The organism is Methylovirgula sp. 4M-Z18, assembly GCF_037890675.1.
Taxonomy (GTDB): Bacteria; Pseudomonadota; Alphaproteobacteria; order Rhizobiales; family Beijerinckiaceae; genus 4M-Z18.
In genome coordinates this window covers 3,032,366-3,050,082 of sequence record NZ_CP149574.1, presented here as the reverse complement: position 1 = coordinate 3,050,082, position 17,717 = coordinate 3,032,366, and the positions used below count along the sequence as shown (strand labels likewise).

The window sequence follows — 17,717 nt, the reverse complement described above, 5'->3', positions numbered from 1 at the left end:
GCGGGCTTTTTATGTCCGCAAGGGCGGCGTGTACGGTTTTCACGGATTCGGTTGGGTTGCAGGGCTAAATTGACCATTCTCCTCGTCGCGCTCGCGCTTCTGTCGCTTCTCGTTCTTTTCAACCTCTGGCAGACCCGCCGCATCGAGCGCCGGTTTCCGCCGACTGGGGCGTTTATCGACCTGCCCGGCGGCCGTCTGCACTATACGAAATTGAGCCCCGTGCAGGAGCCGCGCGCCAATGTGCTGCTGCTGCATGGCGCGAGCGGCAATCAGGCCGATATGATCGCCGCGCTTGGCCCGCAACTGGTTGCGGCCGGCTACCAGGTGATCGCGATCGACCGCCCCGGCCACGGCTGGAGCGACCGCTTTTCCGCCCTCGTCGCCGCTTCGCCGAGCGGACAGGCGGCGCTGATTCACGCGGCTTTGGCCAAGATCGGCATCACCCGCTCCATTGTCGCCGGCTTTTCCTGGTCCGGCGCGCTCGCCAATACGTTTGCCCTGCAGCACCGCGATTTCACGCAAGGCCTGGTGCTGCTCGCGCCCGCGACCCACCCGTGGCCGGGCGGCAAGGTCAATTGGTATTATGCGCCGGCGGCCAAACGCATTTTGGGCGAGATCTTTTGCCGCCTGCTGGTCATGCCGGTCGGCCTCATGACTTTCGCGCGCAATGTCGCGCATGTCTTCCTGCCGAACGAGATCCCGCAGGACTATATCGCGCGCGCCAATGCGTCGCTGATCTTGCGCACGCGCGAGTTCAAGGCGAATGCGCAGGATATGGTCGGTCTTTACGATTATGTCTGCGAGCAATCGCAGAAATTGCACGAAATCGCGGTGCCGACGGCCATTTTGACCGGCGACCGCGACCAGATCGTCTATGCCGACATTCATTCCTACAATTGCGCGCGCGCCATTCCGGGCGCGACGCTGAAGGTTCTGCCCGGCGTCGGCCATTCGGTGCACTACGCGGCGCCCGATGCGGTGCTCGAAGCGATCGCCGACGTGTTCGCGAAATCGCGCGGGGCGGGCGAGCTCGCGCTCGCCCTTTAATCATTCGCTACTTCTTCGCCCAATCGCGCGAGTCGATGAAGGCGATGCGCACCATATTGGTGGCGCCGGGGGTGCCGAACGGCACGCCGGCGACGACGATCACGCGCTCGCCGTCCTTGGCGAAATCCTCGCGATGCGCGAATTTGCAGGCGCGCAGGGCCATGTCGTCGATGTCATGCGCGTCTTTCGTCGTGATCGAATGCACACCCCATACGAGACAGAGCCGGCGTGCGGCATCGCGATTTGGGGTCAGTGCCAGAATGGGCGATTCCGGCCGCTCGCGCGCAATGCGGAATGCGGTCGAGCCCGACGACGTCCAAGCGACGATCGCTTTCAGGTCGAGGGTTTCCGCGACGTCGCGGGTGGCAACCGCAATCGCGTCCGCGCCCGTCTGCTCCGGCGTTGTGCGCTGTGTGGTGATGATCGAGCGGTAGATATCGTCGCATTCCACCTCTTCGGCGATGCGGTTCATCGTGCGCACGGCCTCGATCGGATATTGGCCCGAGGCGCTTTCGGCCGACAGCATGACCGCATCGGCGCCTTCGAACACCGCGGTCGCGACGTCGGACACTTCGGCGCGGGTCGGCACCGGCGAGGTGATCATCGATTCCAGCATCTGCGTCGCCACCACCACCGGCTTGCCGAGGCGGCGGGCGTTGCGGCAGATGCGCTTCTGCAGGCCCGGCACTTTTTCGAGCGGCATTTCGACGCCCAGATCGCCGCGCGCCACCATCAGCGCGTCGGAGATTTCGATGATCTCGTTGAGGCGGGCGATGGCCTGCGGCTTTTCGATCTTGGCCAGCACCAGCGCGCGGCCACGCGCGATCTTCTTCACTTCCGCCACGTCCTCGGGGCGCTGCACGAAGGAGACGGCGATCCAATCGACGCCCTCGTTCAGCGCCGCTTCGAGGTCGGAGCGGTCCTTTTCGGTCATGGCGGAGACGGGGATTTCGGTGTCGGGCAGGCTGACACCCTTCTTGTTCGAAATCTTGCCGGCGACGTCGACGACGGCAACGGCCTTTTTGCCGTCGGCTTCGACGATGTGCAGGCTCACCTTGCCGTCGTCGATCAGCACCGTGTGGCCGGGCCGCAGCGCCTCGAGAATCTCCGGATGGGGCAGGTGCACGCGGGTGGCGTCGCCCGGCGTCGGATCGGAATCGAGGACGAATTGTGCCCCCTTGGCCACCATTGCACTATCGTCCTTGAAGATGCCGACCCGTAATTTCGGCCCCTGCAGGTCGCACAGGATGCCGACCGGACGGCCGGTCTTTTCCTCGATCGAGCGGATCATGCGGATGCGCTCGCGCATGGCGTCATGGCTCGCATGGCTCATGTTGATGCGGAAAACGTCGGCTCCTGCCTCGAACAAGGCCATCAACGTTTCGGGGTCCTGCGAAGCCGGACCTAGCGTGGCAAGGATCTTTACTCGGCGGAGGCGTCTCATTGGGGTCGTTTTCCTTCGTTTTATGTTTATGGCTTAGCTGGGTCGGTGAGCTGAACGGTCCAGGTTTTCGCATCCTTGCCGGTATCGACTTCAAAGAAGCCGGTGCGGTCGAAACCGCGCGCGTAGCAATTCTCGATGCCCTCGATTTTGAATTCATGGTCGCGGGTGCACATGAAGGTCTTGCCCTTCCACTCGCCGCCGCGCTCGTCCATGCCGTAGACGTAATAATATTGGGCTGTCAGCGCGCCACGGACCAGCGTGTCGCAATTGTTGGCCTTGATGTTCCACCAGCCTTCGGTGGTCCACGTTTCGCCGCTCGTATAGGCCAGCGCGATGCTGATGCGATTGGCCGTATTGTTGCAGATGCGAAAGTCTGCCCGCGCCGCACCTGCGGTCAAACCGAGCGCGCAGACAATTGTTCCGATATAAACCTTTAAACTTGTTCCCAAATGCATCATTTGATCCTGTGCGCCCAGGCCCGAATGCACTCATGTCAATTTTCGTTTTTCTAGGCAATCCATTTGTTCATCTTTCATGGCGATCCGATGACAATCCGAGGCGGATCTTTTGCTTTCGCCGGCGGAATCGGCACGCGGCGAAGCGCAAAAATCCTTGCTGGGGCGAAAAGGACGCGCTTTTGGCATGAAACCCGCCGGGCTCGCCCAAGGATGGCGCGGGCGCTGAGGCGAAAGCGCGCACCCGCAGGCTTGCCGGTCAGATATTCGCCTCGATCTGCCCGTCCCCTTCGCGCGGCCGCGCGACCCAGATGCCGATCAGGATCAGGAGGCCGCCGCCAATCTGGATCCATGTGACCGGCTCATGCAGGAACAGCCAGCCGAAGAAGGCCGCGGCGAGGGCTTCGAGGAAGATTACCAGCGAGGAGAAGACAACCGGAAGGCGACCGAGGGCAATCGACAGCAGGCCTTGGCCGCCGGCATGGCTGAGCCAAGCTAGGGCGAGGAGGGCCAGGGCGCCCGAGAGCGTATCGGGCAGGAATTTGCGCTCCGTGATGAGGGCGATCACGAACAGCAGCGCAGCAGTGACCAGAGAGAGCTCGAATGTCACCCTGGCCGCCCCGGCGCGGCCACGCGCCGATTGCACGCACAGGAAATAGAGGCCGAAGAAAATCGCCGTCGCGACGCCGAACAGGTCGCCCATTACCCGGTCGGGGCGGACCGCCATGCTTTGCCACATCAGGGATGCGCCGCCGGCGAGACAAAGGACGAGGCCCGCAAGCACGCTCGGCGCAACCTTGTGCCGAAAGATCAGGAAGCCGGCGATCACCACCCAAACCGGCGCGGTTGTGGCAAAGAATGTGGCATTGGCGACCGTGGTGTGGACGATCGAGAGGTGCCAGAAGAACAAATCGCCGGTAAAAGCCGCGCCCGCAAGAATTGTGCCGAGCGGGAAGGATTGGCGCCGCACATGCGGGTCGCATTCTTCGACCTGCATCCACAGCCACAGGAGCGGCAAGGCGAGAAGCACGCGCCAAAAGGCGCTGGTATAGGGGCCGACGCCACCGGCGACCGCGAAGCGCACGAAAATCGGCGAAAGGCCCATGGCGAAAGCGCCGGCGATAAGGGCCAGCATCGCGTTGGCCTGCGTACCGGACGTGGGTTGAGGGCTGGCTTTCAGCATGGGGAGGGGCCTAAATACTCATTGTATCTTAAGAGCGACGAAATGGACCGAATCCGACGCCAGCGTTGTTCTGCACGAAAAGCATACGCTCATCGACGGTAAAAGGCGCTTCGTGCAAAGCATTATGGCAGACAATTTTTTCATATTAGCGATAAAGCAACATATTTTCGCTGATCATGGGAACGATTGTCGCACTGTGCGGAATCGCAGGTGCGTCGAGAGCTGTTTCGAGGTAGGCGATTCTTGAGTGAAATGTTTGCTCCTTCGTCGTTGGTCATGCTGCAATCGTGTTCGCCCTTCCAACCCGTTTTGAACATCGCCGGCAATCTGGACTGCGGCGTGTTGTTCCTGTGCGATCACGCCCGCAACGTCCTGCCGCCCGAATACGAGGATTTGGGCCTGCCGCCCGAACAATTTCAGCGGCACATCGCCTATGACATCGGCGCCGAGACGATGACGCGCGCGCTCGCCGCGCATTTTCATGCGCCGGCCGTGCTCACCACCTATTCGCGATTGCTGATCGACCCGAACCGCGGCGGGGATGATCCGACGCTCGTCATGCGCCTGTCCGATGGGGCGATCATTCCCGGCAACGGCTATGCGGATGCCGACGAGGTCGCCTATCGCCGGGCGCGGTTCTGGCAACCCTACCGTGACGAGGTGTGCGCGGTTTTGGACGCGATGCTGGCGACCGGGGTCGTCCCAGCCATCGTGTCGGTCCATTCTTTCACCAATGCCTGGAAGGGCGTACCCCGGCCCTGGCACATTACCGTTCTGTGGGATCGCGATTACCGCATGCCGAAACCGTTCCTGCAGGAAGTCGGTCGCGAGCAGGACATCATCGGCGGAGACAACGAGCCCTATGACGGCGCGCTTGTGGGCGACACGCTGCACGAACATTCGACCCGGCGCGGTCTCGCCAGCCTCTTGCTGGAGGTGCGGCAGGATCTGATCGGGACCGAGCAGGGGGCACTCACATGGGCGGCGCATATCGCCCGCTGGCTCACGCCGGTGTTGGCGCGCGAGGAAGTGCATCAAATCCGCTTCTTCGGCAGCCGCGGCGACGGCCTGCGCTATCAGCCGCCGATTCCCGTGCATGAGATCTGAACGCGGCGCTCCTAATCTTCGCTTCCCATCTGGATGACCGCCGCCTCAAGCGCTGAGGTCATTCGCTTTTTCAATTCCAGGTCATTGACGGAACGGGCCAGGGTCACGCCGCCGGCCAGCATGGCCAGCACGATCCAGGCTTTGTCCTCGCTCGCCTTGGCATCGCCGGGCAGGCCGGCGGCGACTGCTTCGGCAACCGTGCGCAATTGCGCCTCGAAGGCCGCGCGGGTTTCCTCGGGCGCGCGCGCTACCTCGGGCGCGAAACTTGGCAGCCCGCAGATGTCTTCCGGGCAATCCAGTTTCGGCGCGCTGTAATAAAAGTGCACGAAGTCGGCGAGCCAGCTTTCGCCCCGTTCCGCCCGGTAATGCTCGATTCCTTGGCGCAGTTCGGCGAGGCCTTGCGCCGCAACTTCCCGGAAGGCATCGGCCTTTGAGGCGAAATGGCCGTAGAAAGCGCCGTTGGTGACCCCGGCCGCCTTGGCAAGCCCATCGATGCCGAGGCCGTCATAGCCTTCGGCGCGGAAACGGCGTGCCGCGGCGTCCAGAATCTTCGTGCGCGTCTGTTCCTTATGTTCCGTCGAATAGCGCATGCACTGGCCTTTCTTACTCGTTCACACCGATCGCTCTCTTTTGTCTTGCATAAAGAGCATCCACTCTATATAGATAGAGAGCAAGCGTTATTTAAGCGCCTACGACGAGCCGAATGGCCGTATCATCGATCGGATTTGAAAGGAAACCTCATGCCTCTCACGCTTACCCTGACCGAAGGCGTCGTGCCCGCGGGCCAAGAAAAAATCGCCTTTGCCCGCCTGTCCGAAGCCATGCTCAAGTGGCATGGCCTCACCGGCAATGCCGTTATGACCCCGAATGTCGTCGGCTCGTTGCACGTCCTGTCGAAAAACGCGACCTTCACCGGCATGGAGGAGACGCCGGTGGCCTTCATCGAGTGGAAAGTGCCGTCCTTCGCCTTCACCGACCGCAAGGTGCAGGAGGGCTATTTCGCCGAAGCCACGGACATCATTTACGAAATGTCCGGCGGCAAGCAGCCGCGGGACAAGATCTTCATCAATGTGGTCCACGCGGTGGATGGCGCGTGGAACTTCAACGGCCGCGCCATGACGAACCAAGAAATCGGGGCCGCCGTCGCGGCGGCCTGACGCTGCACGCAGGACAGGTCGTTGCCGCCGCCCTGGCCACCGCACTGCCGGGGCGGCGGCATCCTTGCAAAATCTTATGACGCCCGATGATCGAAATGACGCGCCATATCAGTCTGATCGTGGTTTCCTTCTTCTCCCACTTGCGGTATCGCCCAGGCCGTGGCTTGGTGGAACGAGCATTTTCGGAGCCATGCCGCATGATCGATCCCCACACGCTGCTCACCTATATGGCGGTGGTCTTGGGCCTCTTTCTCATCCCGGGCCCGGCCGTTCTCCTGGTTATTGCACAGGCGACGACCGGCGGCCATCGTGTCGGCATGGCCTGCGGGTTGGGAATCGCGTGCGGCGATCTTCTCCATACCGTTCTCGCCACGATCGGCCTCTCGGCCGTTCTGATGACCTCGGCCCTGGCCTTCAGCATCGTGAAATATGCCGGGGTTCTCTATCTGCTGTATCTCGGGATCCGGGCGTTGAAAGAAGGCGGTGCCGATCTGCAATTTGCCGCTGCGCGGCGCGTCACGCCTTCGCTCGCCTTCCGGCAGGCGATTCTCGCCGAACTGCTCAATCCCAAGACAGCCCTTTTCTTCCTGGCGTTTCTGCCGCAATTCGTGCGGCCCGACCATGGCGCCGTCGCCGGCCAACTCGCGATGCTCGGCCTGGTCTTTGCCGGCATGAGCGTGGTCTATTCGGTGCTCTTGGCGTTGGCGGCGAGCCGCGTCGGGAGCTGGCTCAAGAGCCATCGCCGCATCGGCCGCTGGCAGGGCCGCGTGGTGGGCGCGATCTATCTTGCCCTGGGCGCGCGGTTGGCGCTGCAGCAGCAATAGGCGGCACGGTGCCGCGTTGGCTTATTCCGCGGCGTTTTTTGCGCCGAACCGCCGCTGGATGTAATCGTCGACGATGCCCTTGAATTCGGCTGCAATGCCGGCGCCGCGCAAGGTCATGGCCTTTTGCCCGTCGATGAACACCGGCGCGGCCGGGGTTTCGCCGGTGCCGGGTAGGGAGATGCCGATGTCGGCATGTTTCGACTCTCCTGGTCCGTTGACGATGCAGCCCATCACTGCGACGTTGAGATTTTCGACACCGGCATATTTCGTCTTCCACTCGGGCATGGAGGCGGAAATCCAGGTCTGAATGTCGCGCGCGAGTTCCTGGAATACGGTCGAGGTGGTGCGCCCGCACCCGGGGCAGGCGGCGACCAGCGGCACGAAGGTGCGGAACCCCATAGTCTGCAGCAGTTCTTGCGCGACTTTCACCTCAAGCGTGCGGTCGCCGTTGGGCTCGGGGGTGAGCGAGACGCGGATCGTGTCGCCGATGCCGTCCTGCAGCAGAATGCCCATGGCGGCGGAGGAGGCGACGATGCCTTTCGAACCCATGCCCGCCTCGGTCAGGCCGAGGTGGATCGCATAATCGGCGCGCTCGGCGAGCATGCGGTAGACGGCAATGAGATCCTGCACTGCCGAGACCTTGGCCGACAGAATGATCTTATTGCGGGCTAAGCCGATTTCCTCGGCGCGCTGGGCCGAGAACAGGGCCGAGCGCACCATGGCCTCGCGGGTTACGGCGCGTGCCTCGGCCGGTTGCGCGAGCTTGGCGTTCTGATCCATCAAGGCGGTGAGCAATTCCTGGTCGAGCGAGCCCCAATTGGCGCCGATGCGCACGGGCTTGTCGTGCTTGATCGCCATTTCGACGATGGCGGAGAATTGCCGGTCCTTCTTGTCCTTGAAGCCGACATTGCCGGGATTGATGCGGTACTTGTCCAAAGCTTCGGCGCAGGCGGGGTGATCGGCCAGCAATTTGTGGCCGATATAATGAAAGTCCCCGACGAGCGGGACATCGATGCGCATCTGGGCGAGCCGGTCCTTGATCTTCGGCACAGCAGCGGCGGCTTCGTCCCGGTCAACCGTGATGCGCACCAGTTCCGATCCGGCGCGGGCGAGCGCGGCGACCTGGCGCGCCGTCGATTCCACATCGGCCGTATCAGTATTGGTCATGCTTTGCACGACAATCGGCGCATCGCCGCCAACTTGCACGGCACCCTTGCCGTGGCCGACGAGGACGCCGACTGTTTTCTTGCGCGGGCGGGGAGCAGCGTCGGGAAGGCAGGACAAATCAGCTTCGATCATGGCGCAGTGTCATAAGTTTGAGTTGAGACGAAAATGTGAAGTCAAGTGCATTTGGCGCAACGCCCGCCGAGTTCGATGACTTCCGAGCGCAGGGTGAACCCTGCCTCGGCGGCGATCTTGCTCAAATCCTGCTTGACCGCATCGGAGGTCGCTTCGCGGACCGACCCGCACATGTCGCAGATGAGGAAGACCACCGGATCGTGCCGCCGGTGGTGGTGGTTGCAGGCCAGAAACGTGTTGCGTGACGCGAGACGGTGGACGAGCCCGTTTTCGGTCAGATAGTCGAGTGCCCGGTATATGGTCACGGGCGCGACGCGTTTGCCGGTTAGCGCGGACATCCGATCGATGAGTTCGTAGGCGCCGAGCGGGCCGTCGGCGGCTTCCAGGATGTCGAGCACCTGTTTGCGCCCCGGCGTGAGCTGCAAATCGCGCCCCGCGCACGAGCAATCCGCGCGGTCGTGATGTGTATGATCGTGGTCGTGAGGGGCGGCCATGGCACTAATATAAGGGAGCGCGGGACCTAAATCGAGCCTGAATTGCCGCCCTGGGACCGCTACTTCGTCCCGAACATCCTATCCCCGGCGTCGCCAAGGCCCGGCACGATATAGCCATGATCGTTGAGCTTTTCGTCGATGGCCGCCGTCCAGATGTGCACATCCGGATGCTCGGCGCGCATCTTGGCGATGCCCTCGGGCGCCGCGAGCAGGCAGACGAAGCGGATGTCCTTGGCGCCACGCTCTTTCAGGCGCTCCAAAGCCGCCGTGGCGGAATTGGCCGTCGCCAGCATCGGGTCCATGACGATGATCAGCCGGTCTTCGACGTCCTGCGGCGCCTTGAAATAATATTCCACCGCTTGCAGGGTCTGCGGGTCGCGGTAGAGGCCGATATGGGCGACGCGGGCAGAGGGGACGAGCGAGAGCATGCCGTCGAGAAAGCCGACGCCGGCGCGCAGGATCGGTGCGAACACCAGCTTTTTGCCGGAAATGGTCGGGGCCATCATCTTGGTGAGCGGCGTTTCGATCTCGATCATTTCGATCGGCAGGTCGCGGGTCACCTCGTAACAGAGCAACATGCCGATTTCGTTCAGCAATTGCCGGAAACCCTTGGTCGAGCGTTTCACATCGCGCATCAAGGTCAGCTTGTGCTGAACGAGCGGATGATCAACGAGTGTCACGCCTTCCATCATATTCCCCCAAATGGACATCATAAGAATCAGAATACTGTGCCGTCGCTCACGATGGAAAGGGGCGGGCCGCCGCCTTCGCGCTTTTCCCCGGCTATTCTGCGCCCCGCCGCCCAGGTGCCGCCCTCCAGCACCTTGGCGAGCGGCAGGCTTTGCGCATCTTGCCCGAGCTTGGCGCGGATCAGGATGGCGACTTCGTCCAGCAGCGCGACGGTGAGCGCCCGCCATTCGACGATGAGCGGTGAGGATGGCTCGTGTGCGCGTGTTGCCTCGGACGGGTCTTTCAGGGAAATGGCGCCAAGATCCATGAACAGGCCGCCGTTCCGGTATTCGGGTAGGCCCGTGAGGCCGTCGATTTCGGTCACCGCGATGCCGGCGCGCTGCAATGGCTCGATCAGCGAATAGGACAGCCATTGCGACAATTTGTGGAAGGGGATGAGGCCGTGGGTGGCATCGTTCCGCTTGATGAGCGGATGGTGCCAGGTATCGCCGAGCGGAACGTCGTCGAGGCTGAGCCGCGACGGCCAGATCGGCCCCAAATAGTCGAGCACGACGGCAAGGATTTCCGGCGCAGGAAGTGGCTGACCCTGGGCGCGGGCGTCGAGATGATCGTAAAGCCCGCCGGGCCGCGGGCCATCGTGCCGGCCAAAAAACTCCGGCTGCGCTGCGACGGCGCGGCCGAGCGCGCGCAGGAGATCGACGCGGCCCTCAAGGCCGGCGAGCGGGTTCGCGGCACTCGCCTGAAAGCCCTTTTGCAAATCCTCCACTCGAAGCGCGCGCAATTTCGATGCATCGGCGCGCAGCGGGTCCGCCGAGCACATGGAAAAACAGCCAACCTCAAACATGTCGAGGCTGGCGATGGCGAGACCTTCGGAGCGCGCATAGGAAGCGCCGTGAGAATCGCGATATGTCCAATCCGGTCCCGCGCCCGCATCGAGTAGAACGGAGACGATGGCGAGGTCGAATTCGGCCCGCGCGCGCGCCGCGCGGTCGCCGCCGAAACGCGCCAGGTCCGTGTCCCAAAGGTTTTTACCAGCGCGATCATGAAAGTGCCGCCAACGGGCGTGGAACGGAATATCGAGATCAGGATATTTCAGCTGGATCGTATCGAGCACGTAATCGGCGATGTACGCCAGATGTTCGCGATGCACACGCCAATGCTGCAGCGACCCACGCCCCGCATGGGCCAGCAATTCGTGCGCACGCTCGCGCACCGCGCGCGCCGACAAAAGCGAGCGCACAGCAGAAGAAGAGATCGCCATACTCAATATTTCTCCAACCCACGCCCCGCGGTGTTCTTCAAATCCTCCGCGGACGGCGCGCCTTGCGGCGCGAAATAGCCGGCCGCTTTCTTGGCTTCCATTTCGACCGACGCATCCGGCGGAATGAGTTCGTCGGGGATTGGCACACGCTCTGCGACGACGATGCCGGCGTCGATCAGCGCGTCGTATTTCATATTGCTCATCGACACGAAGCGATGGATCTTGCTGATTCCGAGCCAGTGCAGCGGGTCGGGCATCAATTGCTGGAAGCGGGCATCCTGCACACCGGCGACGCATTCCGTGCGTTCGAAATAGGTTGCTGCGGTGTCGCCGCCTTCCTGGCGCTTGCGCGCGTTGTAGACGAGGAATTTCGTGACTTCGCCGAGCGCGCGGCCTTCCTTGCGGTTGTACACGATAAGGCCGACACCGCCGCTTTGCGCCTCACGCACGCATTCCTCGATTCCGTGCGTGAGATAGGGACGGCAGGTGCAAATGTCCGAGCCGAACACGTCCGAGCCGTTGCATTCGTCATGGACGCGGCAGGTGATGCGCGAGCGCCCGTCGGCGAGCTTGGCGACATCGCCGAACACGTATGCGGTTGCTCCGCCGATCGGTGGCAGAAAGACTTCCAGGTCCGGCCGTGTGACGAGTTCCGGATACATGCCGCCCGTCTGCTCGAATAAGGTCCGGCGCAGCTCGTTTTCCGTCACTTTGAACCGCGCGGCGATACCGGGCAGATACCAGACCGGATCGATCGCGATTTTGGTCACGGCAATGTCGCCGTTGCTCTTCAAAATCTGCTCGTCGGCCGCGAGGCGTTTGTCACGCATGGCCGTCAGAATCTCCGGCATGTTGAGCCGCGCCCGCGTCACCGCGATCGTCGGACGGATGTCGAGGCCTTCGGCGATCCTGCGCGCGAAAATATCCTGCGGGATATGACCCCAAGGATCGATCGAGACAATTTTGGCCGGATCGAACCATTGCTCATAGGGGCCGATCTGCACCGCCGGACTCGTGTTGGTGAGATCCGGCCGCGCGAGCGGGTTGAGCGCACCGGAGGAGACCGCCAGCGCCCGGTAGAGGCCATAGGCGCCGCCATGGGCACCGATCACATTGCGCTCGCCCGCACGCGTCACCGTCCCGATGATCGGCCCGCGCTCCTGCGGTGTCGACGCGCCCCAGCGGATCGGGTGGCGCAAGACGGCCTGGCCAGGTTCGGGATGCGAGGTGAGGCGGATGTGAGAGGTGCGGTTCGGGGTGGTCATATCGATCTCTAACTGCCTGCCCCGCCTAATGAAATAGGGCCGGAGCAGGGAAATTCACAGGCCCCACTGTAGAGCGAGGGCACCCCACCGCGTCAAGAGCATTTTCCGTTCTTTCAGAATCGGAAAATCACTCTAACTCTTTGTTTTGTCGCATTTTCTTAATCGAAAAGTCGAACAGCTTTTCTGGAAAATGCTCTGGCGAGCTTTCATGCTACTTTGCCGCATGATTCGCTCCTCCCAGCGCGCTCGCGAGCTCCTCAAATCCGTCTTCGGCTATGACGATTTCCGTCCCGGTCAGGAAGAGGTGATCGCGGCCGTCTTGGCCGGCGAGCCGGTGCTGGCGATCATGCCGACAGGCAGCGGTAAATCCATGTGCTATCAGCTTCCGGCGCTGGTCGAGGAGAGCCTTACGCTGGTCGTCTCGCCGCTGATCGCGCTGATGCGCGACCAGGTGCAGCAGATGCGCACGCTCGGCATTGCGGCGGCGACGCTCAATTCGATGAACAGCGACGACGAGACGCGCGAGACCTGGAGCCTTTTGCGCAACGGCCTCTTGCGCATCCTCTTCGTCTCGCCCGAGCGGCTGATGGTCGACGGCCTCATCCCGCATTTGCAGCGTGCCGGCGTCACCCGCGTCGCCATCGACGAAGCCCATTGCATCAGCGAATGGGGTCATGATTTCAGGCCAGAATATCGGCAATTGCGCGCGGCTGTCGAAGCGCTCGGGGGCGTGCAGGTCGTCGCGCTCACCGCCACCGCCGACCGGGCGACGCAAGGCGATATCGTTGAGCGCCTGTTCAAGACGTTGCCGAAAGTTTTCGTCCATTCCTTCGACCGGCCGAATTTGCATTTGCGCTTCATGCCGAAGGAAAAGCCGCGCGTGCAGCTCGGAGATTTTCTTGATCGGCATCGTGGCCAGAGCGGCATTGTCTACTGCGCTTCGCGTAAGCGCACCGAGGACCTGGCGCTGTATTTTCAGGGCAAGGGATTTGAAGCCATTCCCTATCATGCCGGGCTCGATCAAGCCGTGCGCCACCGGCACCAGGATCGCTTTCTGCAGGAGGACGGCGTCGTCGCGGTGGCGACGGTGGCGTTCGGCATGGGCATCAACAAGCCCGACGTGCGCTTCGTCGCCCATGCCGATATGCCCGCAAGCGTCGAAGCCTATTATCAGGAAATCGGCCGCGCCGGTCGCGACGGCTTGCCCGCCGATACGCTGACGCTTTACGGCCTCGACGATATGGCGCTGCGGCGCAGGCAGATCGACGAAAAGCAGCTCGACGATGGGCGGCGACGAATCGAGCATCGCCGCCTCTCGAGCATGACCATGCTATGCGAGGCGACCGCCTGCCGGCGCCAGATGCTGCTGTCCCATTTCGGCGAAAATTCCGGACCCTGCGGCACCTGCGACATGTGCCAGGGCAAGGTGATGACCTACGACGGCACGCTCGACGCGCAAAAGGTGCTCTCCGCCATCTGGCGGACGGGGCAGCGGTTCGGCAGCGATTATCTCGTGCATCTCTTGATCGGTGCGCCAACCGAGCAGATGCAGCGCAACGGCCACGACCAATTGAAGACTTTCGGCGTTGGCCGCGACAAGACCAAGGCGCAATGGACGTCCATCATCCGCCAGCTTTTTGCGAACGGCGCGTTGGAAACGGCGAGCGAGGAATTCGGCGGCTTCCGCATCGGGCCGAAGGGCGACGCGATCCTGCGCGGCGGCGAGACGGTCGCGCTGCGCGACGTCAAGGAGACAGTGCGGCAAAAAGCCAAGGAAGCGGCAAAGCGCGCTGCGCCGGCCGCCGAGATCGACGCGGCGACGGCGGAGGTGCTGGCGGGGCTGAAAAAGCTGCGCCGCGAAATCGCACGGGAGGAGGGCGTCGCCGCTTTCATGATCTTCGCCGACCGCACGCTCATCGATATGGCGGAAAAGCGTCCGGCGACGCTGGACGACATGCGCCAGGTCTATGGGGTCGGCGAGCGCAAGCTGACCCAATATGGCGAGGCGTTTCTGCACGCCTTGGCGGAATTGTAGTGGGGCGATAAAGGACCGCGACCGTCCCGGTCGCGGTCCTTTATCGCCCTGGTCCTTTGTGGCTTGGTCACGGGCTCGTTGAGTTCGCGCGTCATTCGCCCTATATCTGGGGCTTCCACTACAGTCGCAGATCGCCATGTCGCTCCCCTCGCTCCTCCTTTTTGCCTCGATCTATTGCGCCGCCGTCGCCACGCCAGGGCCGGGAATTGCGGCGATTTTGGCGCGGGTGCTGGGGCACGGTCTGCGCAGCATCGCGCCGTTCATCGCCGGCATCGTCCTCGGCGACCTCATCTGGTTCACCATCGCCTCGCTCGGGCTTGCGGTGATCGCCCATACGTTTGCGATCCTGTTCACCGCCATCAAATTCGCCGGCGTCGCGTATCTTCTGTTCTTGGCCTGGAAAATGTGGCGCGCCCCCGCCGCATCCGCCGACGCGGCCGAGGCCCCGCGCTCCGAGCGGGGCTGGCGCCTGTTTTTGGGCAGTCTGTCGCTCACCCTCGGCAATCCCAAGGTGATCGTGTTTTTCCTCTCGATCATGCCGCTCGTGGTCGATCTCGACCATATGAGCCCGGCTGTTTTTGCCCAGATGGCGGGCGTGATGGTCTGCATCATCACCCCGGTTCTCGTCGGTTACGCCCTCGCCGCCGAGCGGGCCCGGCGCCTGTTCCGCTCGGCCAGAGCGATGAAAATGATCAATCGCGGCGCGGCCGGCGTCATGGCCGGCGTGGCTGTCGCCATCGCGACCCGTGGCTGAGTTTTTAAATTACTGATATATAACAGAAAAATGACACGTCGCGCGGTGCTCCGCGAGGTCGAAAATCCGTGCATTTCCGGGCCATTCGGGTTAAAAGGAACGAACTCGAATCAAACCTCTCGCGGGCGTCCGATTTCCCCGCCAAGCCCGGATCGATATGACTGACAATTACACCAACGACGACAACGGTTCCCCCGCTGCCTATGGCGCCGATTCCATCAAGGTGCTGAAAGGCCTCGACGCGGTGCGCAAGCGCCCCGGCATGTATATCGGCGACACCGATGACGGCTCCGGCCTGCACCACATGATCTACGAAGTCGTCGACAATGCCATCGATGAATCTTTGGCTGGCCATGCCACTCTGGTGACGGTGACGCTCAATCCCGACGGCTCGGTCTCCGTGACCGACAACGGCCGAGGCATTCCGACCGACATCCACAAGGAAGAGGGCGTGTCGGCCGCCGAAGTCATCATGACGCAGCTCCATGCGGGCGGTAAGTTCGACCAGAATTCCTACAAAGTGTCGGGCGGTCTGCATGGTGTCGGCGTGTCGGTGGTCAATGCGCTCTCCACCTGGCTGCGTCTGCGGATCTGGCGCGATGGGCAGGAGCATTTCGTCGAATTCGCCCATGGCGATGCGACCGCGCCACTGAAAACAGTGGGGCCGGCGCCGGAGGTCGATGGCAAGCCGAAACGGGGTACGGAAGTCACGTTCCTCGCCTCGCCCGAAACGTTCACGATGGTGGAGTATGATTACGCCACCATCGAACATCGCCTGCGCGAACTCGCCTTCCTCAATTCCGGCGTGCACATCGTTCTGACCGATGCACGCCACGCCGAAGTGAAGGTGGAGGACCTCTATTACGAGGGCGGCCTGGAAGCGTTCGTACGCTATCTCGACCGCGCCAAGGCGCCGCTGATCTCGAATCCCATCATGGTTTCGGGCGAGAAGGACAACATCTCGGTCGAGGTCGCCTTGTGGTGGAATGATTCCTACCACGAGAACGTGCTCGTCTTCACCAACAACATTCCGCAGCGCGACGGCGGCACCCATTTGGCCGGCTTCCGCGGCGCGCTGACGCGCCAGGTCACGGCTTACGCGGAATCGTCCGGCCTCGCCAAGAAGGAGAAGGTCGACCTAACGGGCGATGATTGCCGCGAGGGCCTCACCTGCGTCGTGTCGGTGAAAGTGCCGGATCCGAAATTCTCGTCGCAGACGAAAGACAAGCTCGTATCGTCCGAAGTGCGGCCCGTCGTCGAGAACATCGTCAATGAGACGTTGAACCAATGGTTCGAGGAGCACCCCAGCGACGCCAAGACCGTTGTCGGCAAGGTGGTGGAAGCCGCCGCGGCGCGCGAAGCGGCGCGCAAGGCGCGCGAACTGACGCGCCGCAAGGGCGCGCTCGACGTCGCCAATCTGCCCGGGAAACTCGCCGATTGTGAAGAGCGCGATCCGGCCAAATCCGAACTTTTCCTCGTCGAGGGTGACTCGGCAGGCGGTTCGGCGAAACAGGGGCGCGACCGCAAGTACCAAGCGATCCTGCCGCTGCGCGGCAAGATTCTGAATGTTGAGCGCGCGCGCTTCGACAAGATGCTGTCGAGCCAGGAAATCGGCACGCTGATCACGGCGCTTGGCGCCGGCATCGGCCGCGATGATTTCAATCTCGCCAAGTTGCGCTATCACAAGATCATCATCATGACGGACGCCGACGTCGACGGCTCGCATATCCGCACCTTGCTGCTCACCTTCTTCTTCCGCCAGATGCCGGAGCTGATCGAGAACGGCCACATTTTCATCGCCCAGCCGCCGCTCTACAAGGTGACGCGCGGCAAGTCCGAGCAATATCTGAAGGACGAGCGCGCGCTCGAGGATTTCCTGCTCACCGATGGCATCGAAGGCGCGGTTCTGAAGCTCCCGTCGGGCGAGGAACGCGCCGGCGCCGATCTGCGCGGCGTGGTCGAAGAGGCGCGCTTCATCCGGCAATTGCTGTCGTCGCTGCATCAGCGCTACGACCGCACGGTGGTGGAGCAGGCGGCGATTGCCGGCGCGCTGAAGCCCATCGCGCAGCGTGGCGAAGACGAGGCGGCGCGCCTTGCGAATGACCTTGCCGTGCGGCTCAACCGTTTGTCGGACGAGACCGAGCAGAATGGCGAATGCCGTGTCGAAAACGGCGGCTATATCTTCACGCGCGAAGTGCGCGGCGTGCGTCACGCCGCCGTTCTCGATGCGGGGCTGCTGGCCTCGGCGGAAGCGCGCAAGCTCGATGAGCACGCACGCTCGCTCGGCGACATTTACGCCCGTCCCGCAACGCTCCATCGCAAGAGTGTTGTCCATGCGGTCGCAGGGCCGAGCGCGCTTGTCGATGCCGTCATGGCGGCGGGACGTGAGGGCATCAAGACCCAGCGCTACAAAGGCCTTGGCGAAATGAATCCCGACCAGCTCTGGGAAACCACCCTCGACCGCAATGCCCGCTCGCTGCTGCAGGTTCGCGTGAAGGAAATGGACGAAGCCGATGATATTTTCGTCAAGCTGATGGGCGATGTGGTCGAGCCGCGTCGCGAATTCATCCAGACGAATGCGAGCGTCGCGAATTTGGACGTGTAGCTCCGCAAGGTGATGTCACCTAAAACTGACGGAGGGTTTGCGCGAAGCAAACCATCTCGTCGGTCGGGCCACGCAGGCCTGTAGGTATCGAGGTTCG

The 17,717-nt window shown here is 62.6% G+C and carries 16 protein-coding genes; 7 read left to right on the top strand and 9 right to left on the bottom strand.

The window, feature by feature from the left end:
• Nucleotides 1–69 precede the first annotated feature (69 nt).
• A complete protein-coding gene (locus V9T28_RS14100; protein WP_158554726.1) occupies nucleotides 70–1,047 on the top strand; it encodes an alpha/beta fold hydrolase in 978 nt (325 codons plus the stop codon).
• A 7-nt stretch (nucleotides 1,048–1,054) separates the two neighbouring features.
• Here V9T28_RS14100 and pyk read toward each other — a convergent pair whose 3' ends face one another.
• From pyk to V9T28_RS14085, 3 genes are all read right to left on the bottom strand, one after another.
• A complete protein-coding gene (gene pyk, locus V9T28_RS14095) occupies nucleotides 1,055–2,491 on the bottom strand; it encodes a pyruvate kinase (protein WP_116399550.1) in 1,437 nt (478 codons plus the stop codon).
• 26 nt (nucleotides 2,492–2,517) lie between these two features.
• Nucleotides 2,518–2,946: a DUF1036 domain-containing protein gene (locus V9T28_RS14090; RefSeq protein WP_116399875.1), complete on the bottom strand. Its 429-nt coding sequence runs from the start codon at nucleotides 2,944–2,946 to the stop codon at nucleotides 2,518–2,520.
• 259 nt (nucleotides 2,947–3,205) lie between these two features.
• Nucleotides 3,206–4,129: a DMT family transporter gene (locus tag V9T28_RS14085; RefSeq protein ID WP_116399549.1), complete on the bottom strand. Its 924-nt coding sequence runs from the start codon at nucleotides 4,127–4,129 to the stop codon at nucleotides 3,206–3,208.
• A 252-nt stretch (nucleotides 4,130–4,381) separates the two neighbouring features.
• Between V9T28_RS14085 and V9T28_RS14080 the strand changes: the two genes are divergently transcribed.
• Nucleotides 4,382–5,236: an N-formylglutamate amidohydrolase gene (locus V9T28_RS14080; protein WP_245424008.1), complete on the top strand. Its 855-nt coding sequence runs from the start codon at nucleotides 4,382–4,384 to the stop codon at nucleotides 5,234–5,236.
• Between the two features lie 11 nt (nucleotides 5,237–5,247).
• Here V9T28_RS14080 and V9T28_RS14075 read toward each other — a convergent pair whose 3' ends face one another.
• The gene (locus V9T28_RS14075) at nucleotides 5,248–5,826 is read right to left on the bottom strand and encodes a TetR/AcrR family transcriptional regulator (RefSeq protein ID WP_116399547.1); all 579 of its coding nucleotides are present in this window, start codon (nucleotides 5,824–5,826) and stop codon (nucleotides 5,248–5,250) included.
• A gap of 150 nt (nucleotides 5,827–5,976) precedes the next feature.
• On the opposite strand from V9T28_RS14075, the gene V9T28_RS14070 reads away from it, so the two are divergent.
• Nucleotides 5,977–6,393 carry a 4-oxalocrotonate tautomerase gene (locus V9T28_RS14070; protein WP_116399546.1) on the top strand — a complete coding sequence of 139 codons (417 nt, stop codon included), beginning with the start codon at nucleotides 5,977–5,979 and terminating at the stop codon, nucleotides 6,391–6,393.
• Between the two features lie 197 nt (nucleotides 6,394–6,590).
• Nucleotides 6,591–7,217, top strand: a complete 627-nt coding sequence (locus V9T28_RS14065) for a LysE family translocator (RefSeq protein WP_116399874.1) — start codon at nucleotides 6,591–6,593, stop codon at nucleotides 7,215–7,217.
• Between the two features lie 21 nt (nucleotides 7,218–7,238).
• Here the strand turns inward: V9T28_RS14065 and ispG are convergent, their stop codons facing one another.
• The 5 genes from ispG to V9T28_RS14040 are packed head-to-tail and all read right to left on the bottom strand — an operon-like array spanning nucleotide 7,239 to nucleotide 12,226.
• Entirely contained in the window at nucleotides 7,239–8,516 is a 1,278-nt protein-coding gene (ispG, locus tag V9T28_RS14060) for a flavodoxin-dependent (E)-4-hydroxy-3-methylbut-2-enyl-diphosphate synthase (RefSeq protein ID WP_116399545.1), read from the bottom strand.
• Nucleotides 8,517–8,557: 41 nt separating this feature from the next.
• Nucleotides 8,558–9,010: a Fur family transcriptional regulator gene (locus V9T28_RS14055; RefSeq protein ID WP_116399544.1), complete on the bottom strand. Its 453-nt coding sequence runs from the start codon at nucleotides 9,008–9,010 to the stop codon at nucleotides 8,558–8,560.
• 59 nt (nucleotides 9,011–9,069) lie between these two features.
• On the bottom strand, nucleotides 9,070–9,699 hold the full coding sequence (gene upp / locus V9T28_RS14050) for a uracil phosphoribosyltransferase (RefSeq protein ID WP_116399873.1): 630 nt from the start codon (nucleotides 9,697–9,699) through the stop codon (nucleotides 9,070–9,072).
• 29 nt (nucleotides 9,700–9,728) lie between these two features.
• Nucleotides 9,729–10,961, bottom strand: coding sequence for a URC4/urg3 family protein (locus tag V9T28_RS14045; protein WP_116399543.1), 1,233 nt, complete (start codon nucleotides 10,959–10,961; stop codon nucleotides 9,729–9,731).
• A 2-nt stretch (nucleotides 10,962–10,963) separates the two neighbouring features.
• Nucleotides 10,964–12,226, bottom strand: a complete 1,263-nt coding sequence (locus tag V9T28_RS14040; RefSeq protein WP_116399542.1) for a GTP cyclohydrolase II — start codon at nucleotides 12,224–12,226, stop codon at nucleotides 10,964–10,966.
• A gap of 223 nt (nucleotides 12,227–12,449) precedes the next feature.
• On the opposite strand from V9T28_RS14040, the gene recQ reads away from it, so the two are divergent.
• The 3 genes from recQ to gyrB all read left to right on the top strand — a co-directional run bounded on the left by recQ (nucleotide 12,450) and on the right by gyrB (nucleotide 17,620).
• Nucleotides 12,450–14,261 carry a DNA helicase RecQ gene (recQ, locus tag V9T28_RS14035; protein WP_116399541.1) on the top strand — a complete coding sequence of 604 codons (1,812 nt, stop codon included), beginning with the start codon at nucleotides 12,450–12,452 and terminating at the stop codon, nucleotides 14,259–14,261.
• A 136-nt stretch (nucleotides 14,262–14,397) separates the two neighbouring features.
• Nucleotides 14,398–15,015, top strand: coding sequence for a LysE family translocator (locus V9T28_RS14030; RefSeq protein WP_116399540.1), 618 nt, complete (start codon nucleotides 14,398–14,400; stop codon nucleotides 15,013–15,015).
• A gap of 157 nt (nucleotides 15,016–15,172) precedes the next feature.
• On the top strand, nucleotides 15,173–17,620 hold the full coding sequence (gyrB, locus tag V9T28_RS14025) for a DNA topoisomerase (ATP-hydrolyzing) subunit B (protein ID WP_116399539.1): 2,448 nt from the start codon (nucleotides 15,173–15,175) through the stop codon (nucleotides 17,618–17,620).
• Nucleotides 17,621–17,717 lie beyond the last annotated feature (97 nt).